A 17,980-nucleotide genomic window follows, 5' to 3' on the forward strand; every position below is an offset into this window, starting at 1 on the left:
CGTGACTGATGCCCCCGCCACGCCACCCCGGCCCACCCGGCTGATCGCCACCGACCTCGACGGCACGCTGCTGCACGACGACAAGACGGTCTCCGACCGGACGATCGCCGCGCTTGCCGCCGCGGAGGACGCGGGCATCGAGGTGTTCTTCGTCACCGGCCGCCCGGCCCGCTGGATGGGCGTGGTCAGCGATCATGTGCACGGCCACGGCCTGGCGATCTGCGCGAACGGCGCGGCCGTCGTCGATCTGCACCGGGGCAATCGCATCGTCGAGGTCAGCCCGCTCGACCACGCGGTGGCGCTCGACGTCGTCCATGCCCTGCGCGGCGCGGCCCCCGGCACCAGCTTCGCCGTCGAGCGCACCGGCGGTATCCACTACGAGCCGCAGTATCCGCCCTTCCTCCTCGACCCGGCCGCGGTGATCGCGCCGGCCGAGAAGCTGCTCGCCGAGGACTTCGCCCCTCAAGTGGCCCCGGAGCAGGCGGACAGCGACACCGACGGCCCGTACGCGGCCGGCTTCACCCCGGCCGTCCCGGACGCCGCGGGCGCCACCCTCACCGGCAGCGACGCCCCCGCCCCCGACCAGCCCGTGCTCAAGCTGCTCGCGCACCACCCCGATCTCGACCCCGACGCCTTCCTCACGCTGGCCCGGGCCACCGCCGGCCACCTCGCGTCCTTCACCCGGTCCAGCCCCACCGCCCTCCTGGAGATCAGCGGCCTGGGCGTCAGCAAGGCCGGCACCCTCGCCCGCTGCTGCGCGGAGCGCGGAATCTCCCCGGAGGAGGTCGTCGCCTTCGGCGACATGCCGAACGACATCGAGATGCTCAGCTGGGCCGGCACCGCATACGCCATGGCCAATGCCCACCCCGACGTGCTGGCGGCCACCAGGCACCGTACGGAATCCAACAACGACGACGGTGTGGCGGTCGTGATCGAACGGATTCTTCAGGAGCGTTGACGCCGCGGTAGGACCGCATGTTTCACGTGAAACACGTCAACTCCCGGACGAGAGACGCCGTTTCACGTGAAACATGTGGCCCCACACTCCTCTAGGGTCGCGGGGATGAGCGAGCCGTCCTACCTTTCCGCGGTCCGGGAGTCGTACAACACCGTCGCGGCCTCCTATGCGGAACGGGTCAAGAGGCCCACGGAGTTGGACCCCATGTCCCGGGCGATGCTGGCGGCCTTCGCCGACGATGTGCAGGCAGCCGACCGCGGGCCGGTCGCGGATCTGGGATGCGGGCCCGGCAAGGTCACCGCGCATCTGGCCGACCTGGGAGTGCCCGCATTCGGCCTCGACCTCTCCCCGAGAATGATCGAGCTGGCCCAACACACCTACCCGCGCCTCGACTTCGTCGTCGGCTCCATGACCGCGCCGGGCGTCCGGGCCAACGTGCTCGGCGGCATCCTGGCCTACTACTCCACCCACCACACGCCCCCGGAGGCGCTGCCCCGCGTCTTCGCCGAGTTCCATCGCACTCTCGCGCCCGGCGGCCGGCTGATGGTGGCCGGCCACGTGGGCGACAACGTGCGGCTGCGTCCTGCGCGGGCCTACGGCGGCCATCCGGTGTCCTACGAGTCCCACCTGATCCCGGCGGAACGGATCGCCGCGCTGCTGGGCCGGGCCGGCCTCGTCGTCACCGCCCGCCTGGCACAGGAGCCCGCCGAAGAGACACACAGGTCGATCGCCACGGTGCTGGCGCGGAAACCCGAAGGAGCGGCGGCGTAGGGACGCGCCCGCCCACTCCCCTCACAGCGGCGCCTCCCACGTCACCATCGTCCCCTCGCCGCCCAGCCCCGGGCCGTAGGTGCTGGAGCCACCCAGCGACTCCGCGCGCTTGGCGAGGTTCTTCAGCCCGCTGCGGCGGCCGCCCCGGGCTATGCCCACCCCGTCGTCGGCGACGGTCAGCCGGACGCCCGGGGTGCCGTCCGGCAAGGTGACCGTCGCGTCCACCACGATCTCGATCCGGGACGCCTCGGCGTGCCGGAAGGCGTTCGACAGCGCCTCGCGCAGCGCGGCGATCAGGTTCTTGCCGGCCAGCTCCCCGACCCGGGAGTCGACCTGACCGACGAACCGCGCCGACGGCTGGAAGCCCAGCGGCACGGCGGCGGTGCCGATCTCCCGCAGCACCCGGGTCCGGAGCCCCGAAGGCGCCTCGGCCGGGCTCTGCTGGAGCGCGAAGATCGCGGTCCGGATCTCCTGGATGGTGACGTCGAGTTCGTCGATGGCTTTGCCGACCCGCCGGGCCAGCTCCGGCACCACGGTCTTGCGCTGTGCGCTCTCCAGCACCATCCCCGTCGCGAACAGCCGCTGGATCACCAGGTCGTGCAGGTCACGGGCGATCCGGTCGCGGTCCTCGTAGACCGCCAGCCGCTCCCGGTCGCGCTGCGCGTCGGCCAGTACCAGCGCCAGCGCGGCCTGCGCGGCGAACTGGGTGGCCAGGGTCCGCTCGGCGGCGCTGAACGGACGGCCGCCGCGCGCCCGCGGCGTGGCGAGCGTGCCGAGCACCCGGCCACCGCTCTTGAGCGGCAGCATCATGCTCGGCCCGTAACGCGACGCGAGATGGGTGACCATCCGCGGATCACTAGCCGAGTCGTGGACGAACACCGGGTCGCCGGCGAGGAGTTGCTCGGCGACCGGGCTGTCGGGCGGGATCTGGGTCCCCAGGATTCCGGTCGGGTCGTCGGCCGACACCGCGACGATCTCCAGCCCGCCCTCCTCGTCCGGCAGCAGCACGATGCCGGCCGCCGAGTCCGCGAGCTTCCTGGCCTGTTCCGCGACCACCGCAAGCGCGTCGTCGACGTCGCTGCCGGCGAGGAGTTCGGTGGTCACCGCCACCGACCCGTCGATCCAGCGCTCGCGCTGCCGGGTCGCCGCGTACAGCCGGGCGTTGCCGATCGCGATCCCGGCCTCGGTGGCCAGCACCCGCACCATGTGCAGGTCCTCCTGGCTGAACTCACCGCCGCGCTTCTCGGTCAGATAGAGGTTGCCGAAGATCTCGCCCTGGACGCGGATCGGCACGCCCAGGAACGACCGCATCGGCGGATGCCCCGGCGGGAACCCGGCCGAGCGGGGGTCCTTGGTGAGGTCGGCCAGCCGCACCGGCTTCGGATCGTGGATCAGGGCGCCGAGCAGGCCCTTGTGTCCGTCGGGCAGCGCGCCGATGCGCTCGTGCTGCGCCCCGGTCACGCCGTAGGTCACGAAGTCCGACAGCCCTTCCCGGGTGTCGTCGATGATCCCGATCGCCGCATAGCGCGCGTCGGCGAGTTCGGCGGCGGTCTCCACGATCCGGTCCAGCGTGATGTGCAGGTCCAGCCCCGCGCCGACGGTACGCATCGCCTCCAGCAGCTGCGGCACCCGGGCGGTCAGCTCGGACGACAGCCCCTGGAGGCTGCGGGTGGCCTCGGTGGCGGCGTCCATGGGGTCCGGGCGTCCGCCGGCGCTCCCGGTGTCCGCGGGGTCGGGGTACGGTCCTGCCGTGGCTGCCATGCCCCGAGCCTAATAAGGGTCCATTTCCGGGAAAAGTTCGGTTATCCGGCGCCGAGCCCCCGGCCCTGACCCATCGGACACGCCCCAGCCCTCTACGCCGCGCTCCCGATCCCGACGGGTGGGGCCGTCCGCAGGCCGGCGGCGTCCACCTCCCGTTCGCGCTCCAGCATCCGCCGGAACGGACCGTCGGCCGCGGCCAGCTCCGCGTGACCACCGCGCTGCACCACCCGGCCGTGATCCAGGACCAGCACCTCGTCGACCGCGTCCAGACCGGCGAGCCGGTGGGTGATCAGCACCGTGGTCCGGCCCTCGGTGGCAGCCAGCAGATCGGCGGTCAGCGCGTCCGCGGTGGCCAGGTCGAGGTGTTCGGCGGGCTCGTCCAGCACCAGCACCGGGAAGTCCGCGAGCAGCGCACGGGCCAGGGCCAGCCGCTGCCGCTGGCCGCCGGAGAGCCGGGCGCCATGCTCGCCGATCATGGTGTCCAAGCCGTCCGGCAGCCCGCGCACCCACTCCGCCAGCCGCGCCCGGCCGAGCGCGTCCCAGAGGTCGCGGTCGTCGGCGCGCCCCGGGCCGCCACGGTCCCGCCGGGCGAGCCGGAGGTTCTCCCGCAGCGAGCTGTCGAAGAGGTGCGCGTCCTGCGCGCACAGCCCGACCAGCCGCCGCACCGCGTCGCCGGCCAGGTCCCGGGCGTCCGTCCCGGCCAGCGTGTACGCCCCCGACTCCCGGTCCAGGAAGCGCAGCAGCACCTGCGCGAGCGTGGTCTTGCCGGACCCCGACGGTCCGACGACGGCGAGCCGGCGCCCCGGTGCCAGGGTGAAGCCGACGCCGTCCAGCGCCGGCCGGTCCTGCCCCGGGTGACGCGCGGTCAACTCGCTTACCACCAGCGGGAACGGTCCGTCCGGCGGATCCGCGGGGGCATCCGGTTCGCGGACCGGCGCCGGCGCGTCCAGCACCTCGAAGACCCGCTCGGCGGCGTGCCGGGTGCGCCGCCGGTACTGCGCGGCCAGTGGCAGCCCGGCCACCGCCTCGAACGCGGCAAGCGGGGTGAGCACGACGACGGCCAGCTCCACGCCCGGCAGTCGGCCGGCGTGCACCGCCTGGATGCCCACCACCGCGGCCGCCGCCACGGTCAGCCCGCACAGCAGCGCCGAGAGGCCGGCCCCGGCACCGGCCGCGGCGGCCGAACGGGAGGCGATCCGGGTCAGGTCCCGGTCCGCGCGGCGCACCGCCTCGGTCCGGGCACCGAGGGCCCCGGCGACCGTCAACTCGGCGGTGCCGGTGAGGAGATCGACGACACGGGTGGCCAGCACCCCGCGGGCCGGCGCAAGCCGGCGCTCCGCGCGCCACGCCGCCGCGGCCGACAGCGCCGGCACCCCGGCCCCGGCGAGCAGCAGCCCCACCGCGAGGATCGCCCCGGCCTCCGGAAGCAGCCAGCCGGTGAACGCGACGGTGCCCGCGCCGATCAGCAGCGCCGCCCCGACGGGCAGCAGCCAGCGCAGGAAGTAGTCCTGCACCGCGTCGACATCCGCCACCAGCCGCGACAGCAGATCGCCGCGGCGGCGCTCCTTGAGCCCGGCCGGGGCCAGCCGCTCCAGCCGCCGGAAGACGGCCACCCGGACGTCGGCGAGCATCCGGAAGACCGCGTCGTGCGCCACCAGCCGCTCGGCGTAGCGGAACACCGCGCGCCCGATGCCGAACGCCCGGGTCGCGGTCACCGCCACCATCAGGTACAGCACCGGCGGCTCCTGCGAGGCCCGCGAGATCAGCCAGCCGGAGGTCGCCATCAGCCCCACCGCGCTGCCCAGCGCGAGGCTGCCGAGCAGCAGCGCGAGCCCCAGGCGCGCCCGCCGGGCCCGGGCCAGCCCGCGCAGCCGCCCCAGCGCGGAGTACGGCCCGGGGCCCGCAACGTCCGCGCCGCCCGGCACCGGCCCGGCGTCCGCCGCCCGGCCCGGCTCGGCAGGGGAGACCCGCCCGGCCATCGCACCCGTCGGCACCGCGGCCGCCCCGTCCGCCGGTTCACCGGCCGCGGCACCGGCCTCAGGACCGGCCAGCCGCACCGTCCGGTCGGCCACCGCCAGCAGCGCCGGACGGTGGACGACCAGCAGGACCGTGCGCCCGGCCGCGAGCCGGCCCACGGCCTCGACCAGGGCCTGCTCGGTCTCCCCGTCCAGATTGGCGGTGGGCTCGTCCAGCAGCACGATCGGCCGGTCGGCGAGGAACGCGCGGGCCAGCGCGATGCGTTGCCGCTGGCCGGCGGAGAGCCCGGCGCCGGACTCCCCGAGCCGGGTGGCCGCGCCCTCCGGCAGCGCGTCGACGAAGTCCAGCGCCCCGGCCTCGCGCAGCGCGGCACGGACCGCCGCGTCATCGGCGTCCGGCCGCACCAGCCGGACGTTCTCGGCGATGGACCCGGCGAACAGATGCGGATGCTGCGGCACCCAGGCGATCCGGCTCCGCCAGCTCTCGGGCGAGAGGTCGGCGAGGTCCCGCCCGTCGACGAGGACCCGCCCCTCGGACGGTGCGGTGAAGCCGAGCACCACGCTCAGCAGGGTGGACTTGCCGGCGCCGGACGGGCCGACCAGCGCGACGGTCTCGCCGGGCCGAACCTCGAACGAGGTGGCCGGCAGCGAGTCGGCGGTGCGCCCGGGGTGGCGGACGACCAGGCCGTCGACGGTCAGCCCTGTGCCGTCCGGCGCGGGCGCGGTGCCGGACGCCCGCGGCCGGGTCTCCAGGACGGCGAAGATCTCCTCCGCCGCCGAGAGCCCCTCGGCCGCGGCGTGGTATTGCGCCCCCACCTGCCGCAGCGGCAGATACGCCTCGGGGGCCAGCACCAGCACCATCAGGCCGGTATAGAGGTCGAGTTCGCCGTTCACCAGGCGCATGCCGATGCCGACCGCGACCAGCGCCACGGAGAGGGTGGCGAGCAGTTCGAGCGCGAAGGAGGAGAGGAAGGCGATCCGCAGGGTGCGCAGGGTGGCCCGGCGGTACTCGCTGGTGATCGCGCGGATGGACGCGGCCTGGGCCTTGGCCCGGCCGAAGACCTTCAGCGTCGGCAGCCCCTCGACGACATCGAGGAAGTGCCCGGACAGCCGGGCGAGCAGCCGCCACTGGCGGTCCATCCGCGACTGGGTGGCCCAGCCGATGAGGACCATGAACAGCGGGACGAGGGGCAGGGTGATGACGATCGTCAGCGCGGAGATCCAGTCCCCGGTGACGATCCGCGCCAGCACCGCGACCGGCACCACGACCGCCAGCCCCAACTGCGGCAGATAGCGGGCGAAGTAGTCGTCCAGCGCGTCGATGCCACGGGTGGCCAGGGTCGTCAGCTCCCCGGTCCGCAGCTCCAGGGTGCCGGCGTCCCCGGCGCCCTCCGCGCGGCGGATCTCCGCCCCGGGCCCCAGCGCCGCCGCCCGTTCGATCAGCCGCATCCGCAGTTCGGACTTGACCGCCGCACCGGCACGGTGGGCGGCCAGTTCGGTGAGCCAGGAAACCAGCCCCCGGCCGACCGAGACCGCGGCGAGCAGCGCCACCGGGGTGGCCAACGCCGCGAGGGTGCGGCCGTGTTGGAAGGCACCGACCACGATCTCCGCGATCAGCATGGCCTGACCGACGACCAGGCCCGCTCCGGCAAGCCCGAGCACCACCACCGCGACGAGGAATCCGCGGGTGGCACGGGCGTATCGGAGCAGGCGCGGGTCGACGGGTTTCACGTGAAACCTTCCGTTCTCCCGAGCCCCGCCCTGGCGGGACGGGTCTCGGCTAGTGGGCTTCGGCGAGGTGCTGGGTGCCAATCCGCTTGCGGAACACCCAATAGGTCCACCCTTGGTAGAGCATCACGATCGGCGCGGCGATCCCGGCGCACCACGTCATGATCTTCAGGGTGTAGGGGCTGGACGAGGCGTTGCTGACCGTGAGGCTCCAGCTCTCGTTCAGCGTGGACGGCATGACGTTCGGGAAGAGCGTCAGGAACAGCATGGCGACCGCCGCCACGATGGTGATCCCGGAGAAGGCGAAGGCCCAGCCCTCCCGCCCGAGTTGGTTGGCCCCGAGCGCGGCGACCAGCGCCAGCACCGCGACGATCATGGCGACCAGGCTGGTGCCGTCCCCCTTGCCGGCCTGGGTCCAGCCCAGGAACCCGACGGCGAGCACGGCGGTGATCAGCCCGAGGACGCCCGCCGTCCGACGCGCCCGCTCCCGGATGTCGCCGACGGTCTTCAGCGACGCGAACACCGCGCCATGGAAGGTGAACAGCGTCAGCGTGACCAGACCGCCGAGGATCGCGTACGGGTTCAACAGGTCGAGCAGGCCGCCGACGTACTCCTTGTGCGCGTCGATCCGCACACCGCGGACGATGTTGCCGAAGGCCACGCCCCACAGCACCGCGGGCAGCAGCGAGGTCCAGAAGATCGCGTGCTCCCAGTTGCGCTGCCAGCGCTCCTCGGGCCGCTTCACGCGGTACTCGAACGCGACACCGCGGACGATCAGGCAGACCAGGATCAGCAGCAGCGGCAGATAGAAGCCGGAGAAGAGGGTGGCGTACCACTCCGGGAAGGCGGCGAAGGTCGCGCCGCCCGCGCTGAGCAGCCAGACCTCGTTGCCGTCCCAGACCGGCCCGATGGTGTTGATCAGCACCCGCTTCTCGCTCCGGTCCCGGGCGAGCAGCTTGGTGAGCACGCCGATCCCGAAGTCGAAGCCTTCCAGGAAGAAGTACCCGGTCCACAGGAAGGCGATGATGACGAACCAGACGTCATGGAGTTGCATGGTCGCCTCCTAGTACGAGAAGGCCATCGGCCGGTCGGCGTCGGTGGAGTCGCCACCGATCTTGGTGGGTGGATTGAGGTCGGAGTCGGAGAGTTCCTGGGGTCCGGCCTTGATGTACTTGGCCAGCAGCCGCACCTCGATCACGGCGAGGATCGCGTAGAGCGTGGTGAAGACCACCAGCGATGTGATCACCTCGCCCTGCGAGACCCCCGGCGAGACCGCGTCACGGGTGCGCAGCACGCCGTAGACGACCCAGGGCTGGCGGCCCATCTCGGTGAAGATCCAGCCCCACGAGTTGGCGATCAGCGGGAAGCCGAGGGTGACGAAGGCCAGCCGCCAGTACCACGTGCTCAGCCGCTCGCCCAGCGCCCTGTCCTTGGTGAGCGCCAGGTGCGGCGCCTCGTCGTCACCGGTCCGCAGCCGGGGCGCCAGCCAGAACTTCTTGCGAGTGAGCCACAGTCCGGCCAGACCGATGACGAACGACGTCATCCCGAAGCCGATCATCCAGCGGAAGCCCCAGTAGGTGACCGGGATGTTCGGCCGGTAGTCGCCGGGCCCGAACTTCTGCTGCTCGGACTTGTTGACGTCGTTGATGCCGGGGACCGGCGAGGAGAAGTCGTTGTGCGCGAGGAAGGAGAGCAGACCCGGTATCTCGATGGCGACCTTGTTGTGTCCCTTGGCGACATCGCCGTACGAGAAGACCGAGAACGGCGCCGGCGCGGCCTTGTCCCACAGCGCCTCGGCCGAGGCCATCTTCATCGGCTGCTGCTTGAACATGACCTTGCCGAGCGAGTCGCCGCTGACCGCGGTGAGCAGCCCCGCGACGACCAGCGTGACCAGCCCGAGCCGCAGCGACGTCCGCATGACCTTGATGTGCTTCCTGCGCATCAGGTGGTACGCGGAGACGCCGACCATGAACGCGGCACCGGTCAGGAAGGCCGCGGTCAGGGTGTGGAAGACGACGACCAGGGTGGTGTCCTGGGTCAGCACCTTCCAGAAGTCGGTGAGTTCGGCCCGCCCGGTGGCGTGGTTGAGCTTGTAGCCGACCGGGTGCTGCATCCAGGAGTTGGCCGCGAGGATGAAGTACGTGGAGAGCACGGTGCCGATCGAGACCATCCACATGCAGAAGCAGTGGAGCTTCTTCGGCAGCTTGTCCCAGCCGAAGATCCACAGCCCGATGAAGGTCGACTCGAAGAAGAACGCGATCAGGGCCTCGAAGGCGAGCGGCGCACCGAAGATGTCCCCGACGAACCGCGAGTAGTCCGACCAGTTCATACCGAACTGGAATTCCTGGACGATGCCGGTGACGACACCCATCGCGATATTGATCAGGAACAGTTTGCCCCAGAACTTGGTGGCCTTGAGATACCTGTGCTTACCCGTACGCACCCATGCGGTCTCCAGACCGGCCACCAGAGCGGCCAGGGAGATCGTCAGGGGAACGAACAGGAAGTGGTAGACGGTCGTGATGCCGAATTGCCATCGCGCCATAGTCTCCGGCGCCAACGCCAGCTCCACGTCGCGGCCTCCTTACGTCCTTGCGTCGCCGTTCACGGCGGCTACATGTCCCTTTTGTGCGGCATAAAGCAGCCCATACCGGGACGCGAGCTTGTGAACGCGTTCACATTCACAAGCATTATCTCCCATGGCCCCGAGCCGGGAGAAAGGGGGGTACGTGACAGCCGTCACGCTCGAATTCATGGCCCGTGCACTCTTTATTTCGAGGTTATGCGCGCACTCTTCCCGGCAACTTCAACATATTGTTGAATGCGAGCCATGAAGATCCGCATCTCCTGGCCCGCCGGGCACCTCACCGCCACACTGGACGACACCCCGACCGCCACCGCACTCCTCGCCGCCCTGCCGCTCCAGGCCACCGCCCACAACTGGGGCGAGGAGGTCTACTTCGACACCGGACTCACCCCCGCCCTGGAGGCCGGCGCCCGCCAGGTCGTCGAACCGGGCACGGTCGCCTTCTGGACCGAGGGCAACGCCCTCGCCCTCCCCTACGGCCCCACCCTGATATCCCGCGGCGCCGAGTCCCGGCTCGCGTCCCCCTGCAACGTGCTGGGCCGTATCGACGGCGACCCGCGGGCCCTGGCCACCGTCCGCGCCGGCGACGCCCTCCGCGTGCAGCCGGCCTGAGGCCGCGAACGGCGAGGCCGCGGATCCGTCGGAACCCGCGGCCTCAGAGCAACACCACCACCCGGAGGCGCCACACCCCTCGGCGGACCGAAACCGGCTACAGCGCCTTGCGGAACTCCTCCGCGGCCTGCAGGAACAGGTCCATCGCAGGCTTCTCCCCGATCGTCACCCGCACCCCCTCACCCGCGAACGGCCGCACGACCACCCCGGCCCGCTCGCACGCCTCGGCGAACTCGGTGGTCCGGTCCCCCAGCCGCAGCCAGACGAAGTTCGCCTCCGACGCCGGAACGGTCCAGCCCTGCGCCACCAGCGCGTCGTACACCCGCGTCCGCTCGGCGACCAGCGCGTCGACCCGTTCCAGCAGCGCCGGCTCGCTGCGCAGCGACGCCACCGCGGCCTCCTGCGCGAGCTGGCTCACGCCGAACGGCACCGCCGTCTTGCGCAGCGCGGCGGCCACCTCCGGGTGCGCCACCGCGAAGCCGACCCGCAGCCCGGCCAGGCCGTACGCCTTGGAGAAGGTGCGCAGCACGCACACGTTGGGACGGTCGCGGTACAGCTCGATCCCGTCCGGCACGTCCGCGTCGCGGATGAACTCGCGGTACGCCTCGTCCAGCACCACCAGCACATCATCCGGCACCCGGTCCAGGAAGGACTCCAGCTCCGCACGGCGCACCACGGTGCCGGTGGGGTTGTTGGGGTTGCAGACGAAGATCAGCCGGGTCCGGTCGGTGATCGCCGCCAGCATCGCCTCAAGATCGTGCACCTCACCGGAGGTGAGCGGCACCGGTACGGACGCCGCCCCGGATACCTGGGTGATGATCGGGTACGCCTCGAACGACCGCCAGGCGTAGATCACTTCGTCCCCGGGGCCGGCCGTCGACTGGACCAGCTGCTGGGCCACCCCGACCGACCCGGTGCCGGTCGCCAGGTGCTCCACCGGTACCGAGAACCGGTCGGCAAGCTCCGCCATCAGTCCCGTACACGCCATGTCGGGGTAGCGGTTGAACGATCCGGCGGCCGCCACCGCGCTCTCCAGGACGCCCGGCAGCGGCGGGTAGGGGTTCTCGTTGGAGGACAGCTTGTAGGCGACCGCGCCGCCGGCCGCCGCCGGCCGTCCCGGCTTGTAGGTGGGGATGCCGTCCAGCGCAGCACGCAGCCTCGGGGTCTTCTCGCTCACCGCAGGTCCTCCTCAACCATCCCTCTCGACTCCAATACTGCACACCTTATGAGGATTGCCCCGCCCAGCGGCAGGCCCGGAGAGGACGGCCTGTGCGCGGCATCCGCCGTCGCGGGCGCCGGGCGCGCATCCCGGGGGCGCGCTGTCCGACGCACCATGCGCCGGTGGCTCGCTCCGTGGCGCGCATCCCTCGTCAAGGTGACTTGAGACCTCTTCGAGACCTGGGCGGACCGCCAGGCGGGGCATTCATCCCTCCCGCAGGACGAACAACAAAGCGAGCAAGTTCCTTGCATTTCAAGGTAATTGAGGGCCAGTCACCATGCAGAAACGTGTCTTCTTGCGCCCGTCGTCGCTCCCCCGCGAATGGCCGTACCGAGCCCTACTATCGGCTCGCCATGACAGCAGCAGGGAAGCACCAGGTGGGCCGGTCGACCGGTCGCCGACTGGGACGCGCGGGTATCCGGGACGTGGCCGCCGCAGCCGGTGTATCGATCACGACCGTCTCCGACGCGCTCAACGGCAAGGGCCGGCTTCCGGATGCCACCCGTAGCCACGTCCGCGAGGTGGCCGACCGGCTGGGCTACCGCCCGTCCGCCGCCGCCCGCACACTCCGTACCGGCAAGTCGGGCCTCATCGGTCTGACCGTGACCACCTACGGGGATGAACCTTTCACCTTCACCGAGTTCGCGTACTTCGCCGAGATGGCCAGAGCCGCCACCTCCGCCGCGCTCGCCCGCGGATACGCGCTGGTCATCCTGCCCGCGACCTCCCGCCACGACGTCTGGTCCAACGTCGCCCTCGACGGCACCGTCGTCGTCGACCCGGCCGACGGCGATCCCGTCGTCACCGAACTCGTCCGGCACGGCATCCCCGTCGTCTCCGACGGCCGCCCCGGCGGCTCCCTGCCCGTCACCGGCTGGGTCGACAACGACCACGAAGCGGCCGTCCTCGGGCTGCTCGACCACCTCGCCGAGGCCGGTGCCCGCCGCATCGGACTGCTCACCGGCACCACCACCGACACCTACACCCGGCTGTCGACCACCGCATACCTCAACTGGTGCGAGCGGGTGGGCCAGACCCCGGTCTACGAGTCCTATCCCGCCTACGACCCGCGCGCCGGCGCGGTGGCCGCGGACCGGCTGCTGGCCCGCCCGGACCGGCCCGACGCGGTCTACGGCCTCTTCGACCCCAACGGCACCGATCTGCTCGCCGCGGCCCGGCGCTACGGCCTGCGCGTGCCGGACGACCTGCTGCTGGTCTGCTGCAGCGAGTCCACCGTCTACGCCACCACCGACCCGCCGATCACCACGCTCTCGCTCAAGCCCCGGCGGATCGGCACCGCCGTGGTGCAGATCCTGATCGACGCGATCGAGGGCCTCGACGGCAGCTGCCCCGTCGAGCAGGTCATACCGACCGACCTGATCGTGCGCACCTCCTCCCAGCGCCGCTCCCCGCGGACGACGGTCAGCCCGCCGCGTGGCCCGGCCGGCGACTAGGGCGCGGCGGGCGGGGCGTACCGGCACGCTCCGGGCGCCTGCTCCGCCGTGGAAAAAACAGGGCGATCCCGGGAGGAAACCATCGTGAACGCCGAGCTTCGCGTGATTGATCACCCCCGGGTGCGTCACAACCCGAGAGCGGCGTTCCTATGATGGGCGCACGACACCGCGGACCGCCGTCGACCAGGCAAGGGTCCGACAGGTGCACGGCGGCGCAACGGTGGAGGGGTCGATGACTCAGGGGGCCAGTCAGGGACCCATGGTGTGGACCATGGCGACACAACCTCCGGCGTCCGTTCCGCCGCCCGGAGCGCCCTCCGGCCCGCCGGCCGGGCAGCCGCTCGACGCGCCGGCCGCGCCCCCGGTGGTGCCCCCGGCCGCACCCCCGTTGCAGTTGCCGGAGGAGTACACCCCGACCGCCCGCGACCTGCCGGTCATCGGCCGTACGGACACCCTCGTCGACCACCCGTCCGTGGTGCCGGTCCCGGAACCGGGCCCCGCCCCCGACGGCCTGGGCCCGCTGTACGTCGTCGGCGACGTCCACGGCTACTACGACGAACTACGCGCCGCGCTGGAGGCCGAGGGGCTGATCGACGCCGACGGCACCTGGGCGGCGGGCAACGCCCGGCTCTGGTTCCTCGGCGACTTCACCGACCGCGGCCCGGACGGCATCGGCGTCATCGACCTGGTCATGCAGCTCTCCGCCGAGGCCGCGGCGGCCGGCGGCTACTGCAAGGCCCTGATGGGCAACCACGAGCTGCTGCTCCTGGGTGCCAAGCGGTTCGGCGACACCCCCGTACAGTCCGGCGCGGGCACCGCCTCCTTCCAGGCGGCCTGGCTCCTCAACGGCGGACAGAAGACCGACATGGACCGGCTGCAGGACCACCACCTCCAGTGGATGGCCCGCCTGGACGCCGTGATGGAGGAGGACGGGCATCTGCTCGTGCACTCCGACACCACCGCCTACCTCGAATACGGGGACTCCATCGAGGCGGTCAACGACACCGTCCACGAGGTGCTGACGCGCAGCGACGCCGACGAAGTCTGGGACCTCTTCCGGAAGTTCACCAAGCGGTTCGCCTTCCGCGACGAGGCCGCCGGCGCACAGGCGGTCCGCGAACTGCTCGACGCCTACGGCGGCCACCGCGTCGTACACGGCCACAGCCCGATCCCGTATCTGCTGGGCGAGGTCGGCGCGGAGGACGGCGAAGGGGAGGGGATCGCGGTGGACGGTCCGCACGTCTACGCGGACGGCCTGGCGATCGCGATGGACGGCGGTATCACGATGGCCGGAAAGCTGCTGGTCTGCCAACTCCCCCTGGTGGGGTGACACTTCGACGGGCGTCCGGGATCCGCCCGGTCGGGTGATCTGACAGGACGGAATCCGGTCGCGGCATCTCGCAAATTCCGCAAACTCTCTGTCACCCCGCGCCGGAGGCGCTCTACCATCGGTCTATCCGTAGCAGGCTCTCCTCCGTTTCCGCCCGGCGCCCGGCTCTGGCCGGCCCGTACGGCCCTACGGAGCATCGGGGGATCCACATGAACAGCGCTCCGCACCTGCTCAACGAGGACCGCGCGGACTTCGCGCGCCTCCTCGATGAGGCGCTGCGTACCGCCGCCCACGAACCGGACGACCGCACCGCCGGCACCGAAAACCGGCTCAGCACCGAGCAGTTGCGCACCATGGCGCTCAGCGCGACCAGCGCGATCGCCGCCTGCGCGACGGCCGAATACCAGCGCTACATACAGCTGCGCACCGCCCTGCGCGCCCCGGCGCCCACCGGGACGGGCACCGGCGGGGGCGGTCCGTCAGCGGACCAGACCTCTGACGAGCGGCTCGGACCGGCCACCGCGGACTGCGACCCGGACGCCGGCGCGGCCGGCTTCGGGCTTGCCGCGATGGCCACCGTCCTCATCCCGGTGCTCGCCGGGATCGCGGCCATCCTCTTCCTCGTCATCGGCTATGTGCTGCGCGCCGTCGACCCGGATCCAGCCGTCTCCCGGCCGCTGGTCAGCGTCGGCTGGGTCTTCGCGGCGCTGGCCGCCGCGGGCGCGCTGGTCGGGATGGGCTGCGTGGTCGTCACCGCGCTGCGCAACGGCGTCTCCCGGGACACCGCGGCCGAGGAGCGGGCCGCCGAGCTGGCCAGCGCCCGCGAAGCCTGGCGGCAGGCGCTCCTGGACCGCGGGCTGCTGCCCTTCCTCCGGGAGGCGCTGGCCGACCCGTCGGCCGACCCCGCGGACGATCCGGTGCGCTACGTCCCCCGCCCCGTCCCGGCGCCCGAGCGCCGTACCCCCACCCTCGGCTACACCCGCCCGCGGTTCTCCAGCCCCGACGCCGGCACCTCCCCCTACCGTCCGCGCTACTCCAGCCCGGACTACGGGGGCTCGGAGGACCAACCGGAGTAGGGGAGACCGGCCGGAGCAGGGGGAGCCGCGGGGCGGACTCGCCGCCCGGCAGGCCGGCACCCGGAGCCCGGAGGCGCACCGACCGCGCGTTCCCGGGCTCCGGCGGTGCCCGCACAAGCAAGGCCGCTGAGGGCCCTGAGGCATAAGGGTGACCACACCCGACGACCGATTAGTTAATCCGATGATCAGGGAACCTCTCTCCACTCATGGCTCCCGTGACCGAGTGACGCCAGTTGGCGACACGTTCCGCTATGGAGAGGTACACCCGTGACGCGTCTGTGCCATATCGCGACCATCGCAGCAGCCGGCGCGCTGCTCACTCTCGGATTCATCGTCCCCGCCACCCCCGCCCGGGCGGATACCCCCGGCGTCCCCTCCCTCCAGCTCCCCGACCGCCTCCCGCCCCTCCCCCTCGTCGGCGATGTCTTCCGCCTCGGGGTGGTCTGAAGCCGTGCCGTCTCAGGGCGTGTCCGATGGTCATGCCCTAGATCCTTCTCACGTCATCCGCCGTGATGCGTAGTTGAGCCACGTCACGGTGGTCGTCTACGACGCACACGACAAGCACCGCCCGGGAAGCGCATGCCCCGGGCGGCGCTTGTTCGGCCTCGCCCGGCGTCAGGAGTCGGCAAGCGGCAGGTAGACCCTGTTCCCCGCGGCCGCGAACTCCTTGGACTTCTCCAGCATGCCGGCACGGACCTCCTCGGGGGTCGCGCCCTCCGCACCGCCGAACTGCTCCGTGATGCTTCGACTGATCTTCATCGAGCAGAACTTCGGCCCGCACATCGAGCAGAAGTGGGCCGTCTTGGCCGGCTCCGCGGGCAGCGTCTCGTCGTGGAAGGCGCGGGCGGTGTCCGGGTCGAGGGCCAGGTTGAACTGGTCCTCCCAGCGGAACTCGAAGCGGGCGTCGGAGAGCGCGTCGTCCCATTCCTGGGCGCCCGGGTGCCCCTTGGCGAGGTCCGCCGCATGGGCCGCGATCTTGTACGTGATGACGCCGGTCTTGACGTCGTCGCGGTCCGGGAGGCCCAGGTGCTCCTTGGGCGTGACGTAGCAGAGCATCGCGGTGCCCCACCAGGCGATCATCGCGGCGCCGATGCCGGAGGTGATGTGGTCGTAGGCGGGGGCGATATCCGTGGTGAGCGGGCCGAGCGTGTAGAACGGGGCCTCCTCGCAGATCTCCTGCTGGAGGTCGATGTTCTCCTTGATCTTGTGCATCGGGACATGGCCCGGGCCCTCGATCATGGTCTGCACGCCGTGCCGCTTGGCGATGGTGTTCAGCTCGCCCAGGGTCCGCAACTCGGCGAACTGCGCCTCGTCGTTGGCGTCCGCGATGGAGCCGGGACGCAGACCGTCGCCGAGCGAGAAGGTGACGTCGTAGGAGGCGAGGATCTCGCAGAGCTCCTCGAAGTTGGTGTAGAGGAACGACTCCTGATGGTGCGCCAGGCACCAGGCCGCCATGATCGAACCGCCGCGGGAGACGATGCCGGTCTTGCGGTTGGCGGTGAGCGGGACGTACCGGAGCAGCACACCGGCGTGCACCGTCATGTAGTCGACGCCCTGTTCGGCCTGCTCGATGACGGTGTCCTTGTAGATCTCCCAGGTCAACTCCTCGGCCCTGCCGTCGACCTTCTCCAGCGCCTGGTAGAGGGGGACGGTGCCGATCGGGACGGGGGAGTTGCGCAGCACCCACTCGCGGGTGGTGTGGATGTTGCGGCCGGTGGAGAGGTCCATGACCGTGTCGGCACCCCAGCGGGTCGCCCAGGTCATCTTCTCCACCTCCTCCTCGATCGAGGAAGTGACCGCGGAATTACCGATGTTGGCGTTCACCTTCACCAGGAAGTTCTTGCCGATGATCATCGGCTCGATCTCCGGGTGGTTGATGTTGGCCGGCAGCACCGCGCGGCCGGCCGCGATCTCGTCCCGCACGAACTCCGGGGAGACGTTCTCGCGGACGGCGACGTACTCCATCTCCGCGGTGATCTCGCCGCGCTGGGCGTAGGCGAGCTGGGTGACCGCGGCGCCGCCCCGGCCGCGGCGCGGCTGACGCGGACGGCCGGGGAAGACGGCGTCGAGGTTCCGGAGGCCACCGCGCGGTGAGGTGTGCTTGATCCCGTCGTCCTCGGGACGCATCGGGCGGCCCGCGTACTCCTCGGTGTCGCCCCGGGCGATGATCCAGTTCTCCCGCAGCGGCGCCAGACCGCGGCGGACGTCGGTTTCGATCTGAGGGTCGGTGTACGGCCCGGACGTGTCGTAGAGCGTCACGTCCTTGCCGTTGGTGAGGTGCACCCGCCGGACCGGGACCCGGAGGTCCGGGCGCGATCCGGAGACATAGCCCTTGTGCCAGCCGATCTGCGGCTTTTCGCCGTCGGCCGAGCCGTTTTCAGGCGTGCGTGCATCCTGCAGAGTCATAAAGACTCAACTCCCTACGCCGGCATTACCCGGTAACAGGTTCGGCGGTCGACGCAGCGGCTTCCGTCGTGCGATGTTTCACGTGAAACACCGCCGGGACGG

At 71.5% G+C, this 17,980-nt stretch carries 13 protein-coding genes; 7 read left to right on the forward strand and 6 right to left on the reverse strand.

Annotated features, from left to right (window positions below):
• Position 1: 1 nt before the first annotated feature.
• Entirely contained in the window at positions 2 to 958 is a 957-nt protein-coding gene (locus ACRAS8_RS17635; RefSeq protein WP_438486992.1) for an HAD hydrolase family protein, read from the forward strand.
• Positions 959 to 1,063: 105 nt separating this feature from the next.
• On the forward strand, positions 1,064 to 1,729 hold the full coding sequence (locus ACRAS8_RS17640; protein WP_438486993.1) for a class I SAM-dependent methyltransferase: 666 nt from the start codon (positions 1,064 to 1,066) through the stop codon (positions 1,727 to 1,729).
• 21 nt (positions 1,730 to 1,750) lie between these two features.
• Here the strand turns inward: ACRAS8_RS17640 and ACRAS8_RS17645 are convergent, their stop codons facing one another.
• From ACRAS8_RS17645 to ACRAS8_RS17660, 4 genes are all read right to left on the reverse strand, one after another.
• On the reverse strand, positions 1,751 to 3,421 hold the full coding sequence (locus tag ACRAS8_RS17645; RefSeq protein ID WP_438490517.1) for a sensor histidine kinase: 1,671 nt from the start codon (positions 3,419 to 3,421) through the stop codon (positions 1,751 to 1,753).
• Positions 3,422 to 3,582: 161 nt separating this feature from the next.
• Entirely contained in the window at positions 3,583 to 7,197 is a 3,615-nt protein-coding gene (gene cydD, locus ACRAS8_RS17650) for a thiol reductant ABC exporter subunit CydD (RefSeq protein WP_438486994.1), read from the reverse strand.
• 49 nt (positions 7,198 to 7,246) lie between these two features.
• On the reverse strand, positions 7,247 to 8,248 hold the full coding sequence (cydB, locus tag ACRAS8_RS17655; protein WP_438486995.1) for a cytochrome d ubiquinol oxidase subunit II: 1,002 nt from the start codon (positions 8,246 to 8,248) through the stop codon (positions 7,247 to 7,249).
• Between the two features lie 9 nt (positions 8,249 to 8,257).
• Positions 8,258 to 9,766, reverse strand: coding sequence for a cytochrome ubiquinol oxidase subunit I (locus ACRAS8_RS17660; protein WP_438486996.1), 1,509 nt, complete (start codon positions 9,764 to 9,766; stop codon positions 8,258 to 8,260).
• Between the two features lie 258 nt (positions 9,767 to 10,024).
• On the opposite strand from ACRAS8_RS17660, the gene ACRAS8_RS17665 reads away from it, so the two are divergent.
• Positions 10,025 to 10,393, forward strand: a complete 369-nt coding sequence (locus tag ACRAS8_RS17665) for a cyclophilin-like fold protein (protein ID WP_438486997.1) — start codon at positions 10,025 to 10,027, stop codon at positions 10,391 to 10,393.
• Between the two features lie 97 nt (positions 10,394 to 10,490).
• On the opposite strand, the gene hisC is transcribed toward ACRAS8_RS17665, so the two are convergent.
• Positions 10,491 to 11,570, reverse strand: coding sequence for a histidinol-phosphate transaminase (gene hisC / locus ACRAS8_RS17670; RefSeq protein WP_438486998.1), 1,080 nt, complete (start codon positions 11,568 to 11,570; stop codon positions 10,491 to 10,493).
• A 395-nt stretch (positions 11,571 to 11,965) separates the two neighbouring features.
• On the opposite strand from hisC, the gene ACRAS8_RS17675 reads away from it, so the two are divergent.
• The 4 genes from ACRAS8_RS17675 to ACRAS8_RS17690 all read left to right on the forward strand — a co-directional run bounded on the left by ACRAS8_RS17675 (position 11,966) and on the right by ACRAS8_RS17690 (position 15,919).
• Entirely contained in the window at positions 11,966 to 13,066 is a 1,101-nt protein-coding gene (locus ACRAS8_RS17675; RefSeq protein WP_438486999.1) for a LacI family DNA-binding transcriptional regulator, read from the forward strand.
• Positions 13,067 to 13,325: 259 nt separating this feature from the next.
• Entirely contained in the window at positions 13,326 to 14,396 is a 1,071-nt protein-coding gene (locus ACRAS8_RS17680; protein WP_438487000.1) for a metallophosphoesterase, read from the forward strand.
• A 209-nt stretch (positions 14,397 to 14,605) separates the two neighbouring features.
• Complete coding sequence (locus ACRAS8_RS17685; protein WP_438487001.1) at positions 14,606 to 15,472, forward strand: hypothetical protein; 867 nt, start codon at positions 14,606 to 14,608, stop codon at positions 15,470 to 15,472.
• Between the two features lie 267 nt (positions 15,473 to 15,739).
• Positions 15,740 to 15,919, forward strand: a complete 180-nt coding sequence (locus ACRAS8_RS17690; protein ID WP_438487002.1) for a hypothetical protein — start codon at positions 15,740 to 15,742, stop codon at positions 15,917 to 15,919.
• 168 nt (positions 15,920 to 16,087) lie between these two features.
• Here ACRAS8_RS17690 and thiC read toward each other — a convergent pair whose 3' ends face one another.
• Positions 16,088 to 17,878, reverse strand: a complete 1,791-nt coding sequence (thiC, locus tag ACRAS8_RS17695) for a phosphomethylpyrimidine synthase ThiC (RefSeq protein WP_438487003.1) — start codon at positions 17,876 to 17,878, stop codon at positions 16,088 to 16,090.
• Positions 17,879 to 17,980: the final 102 nt, after the last annotated feature.

Source organism: Streptomyces sp. S186 (genome assembly GCF_051603415.1).
GTDB lineage: Bacteria > Actinomycetota > Actinomycetes > Streptomycetales > Streptomycetaceae > Streptomyces.

What these genes read in the sequence shown, in the direction of transcription:
- ACRAS8_RS17640 (WP_438486993.1), top strand. Translation starts at nt 1,064, where the DNA reads ATGAGCGAGCCGTCCTACCTTTCCGCGGTCCGGGAGTCGTACAACACC.
- ACRAS8_RS17645 (WP_438490517.1), bottom strand. Translation starts at nt 3,421, where the DNA reads ATGGACGCCGCCACCGAGGCCACCCGCAGCCTCCAGGGGCTGTCGTCC.
- cydB (WP_438486995.1), bottom strand. Translation starts at nt 8,248, where the DNA reads ATGCAACTCCATGACGTCTGGTTCGTCATCATCGCCTTCCTGTGGACC.
- ACRAS8_RS17665 (WP_438486997.1), top strand. Translation starts at nt 10,025, where the DNA reads ATGAAGATCCGCATCTCCTGGCCCGCCGGGCACCTCACCGCCACACTG.
- ACRAS8_RS17675 (WP_438486999.1), top strand. Translation starts at nt 11,966, where the DNA reads ATGACAGCAGCAGGGAAGCACCAGGTGGGCCGGTCGACCGGTCGCCGA.
- ACRAS8_RS17680 (WP_438487000.1), top strand. Translation starts at nt 13,326, where the DNA reads ATGGTGTGGACCATGGCGACACAACCTCCGGCGTCCGTTCCGCCGCCC.
- ACRAS8_RS17685 (WP_438487001.1), top strand. Translation starts at nt 14,606, where the DNA reads ATGAACAGCGCTCCGCACCTGCTCAACGAGGACCGCGCGGACTTCGCG.
- thiC (WP_438487003.1), bottom strand. Translation starts at nt 17,878, where the DNA reads ATGACTCTGCAGGATGCACGCACGCCTGAAAACGGCTCGGCCGACGGC.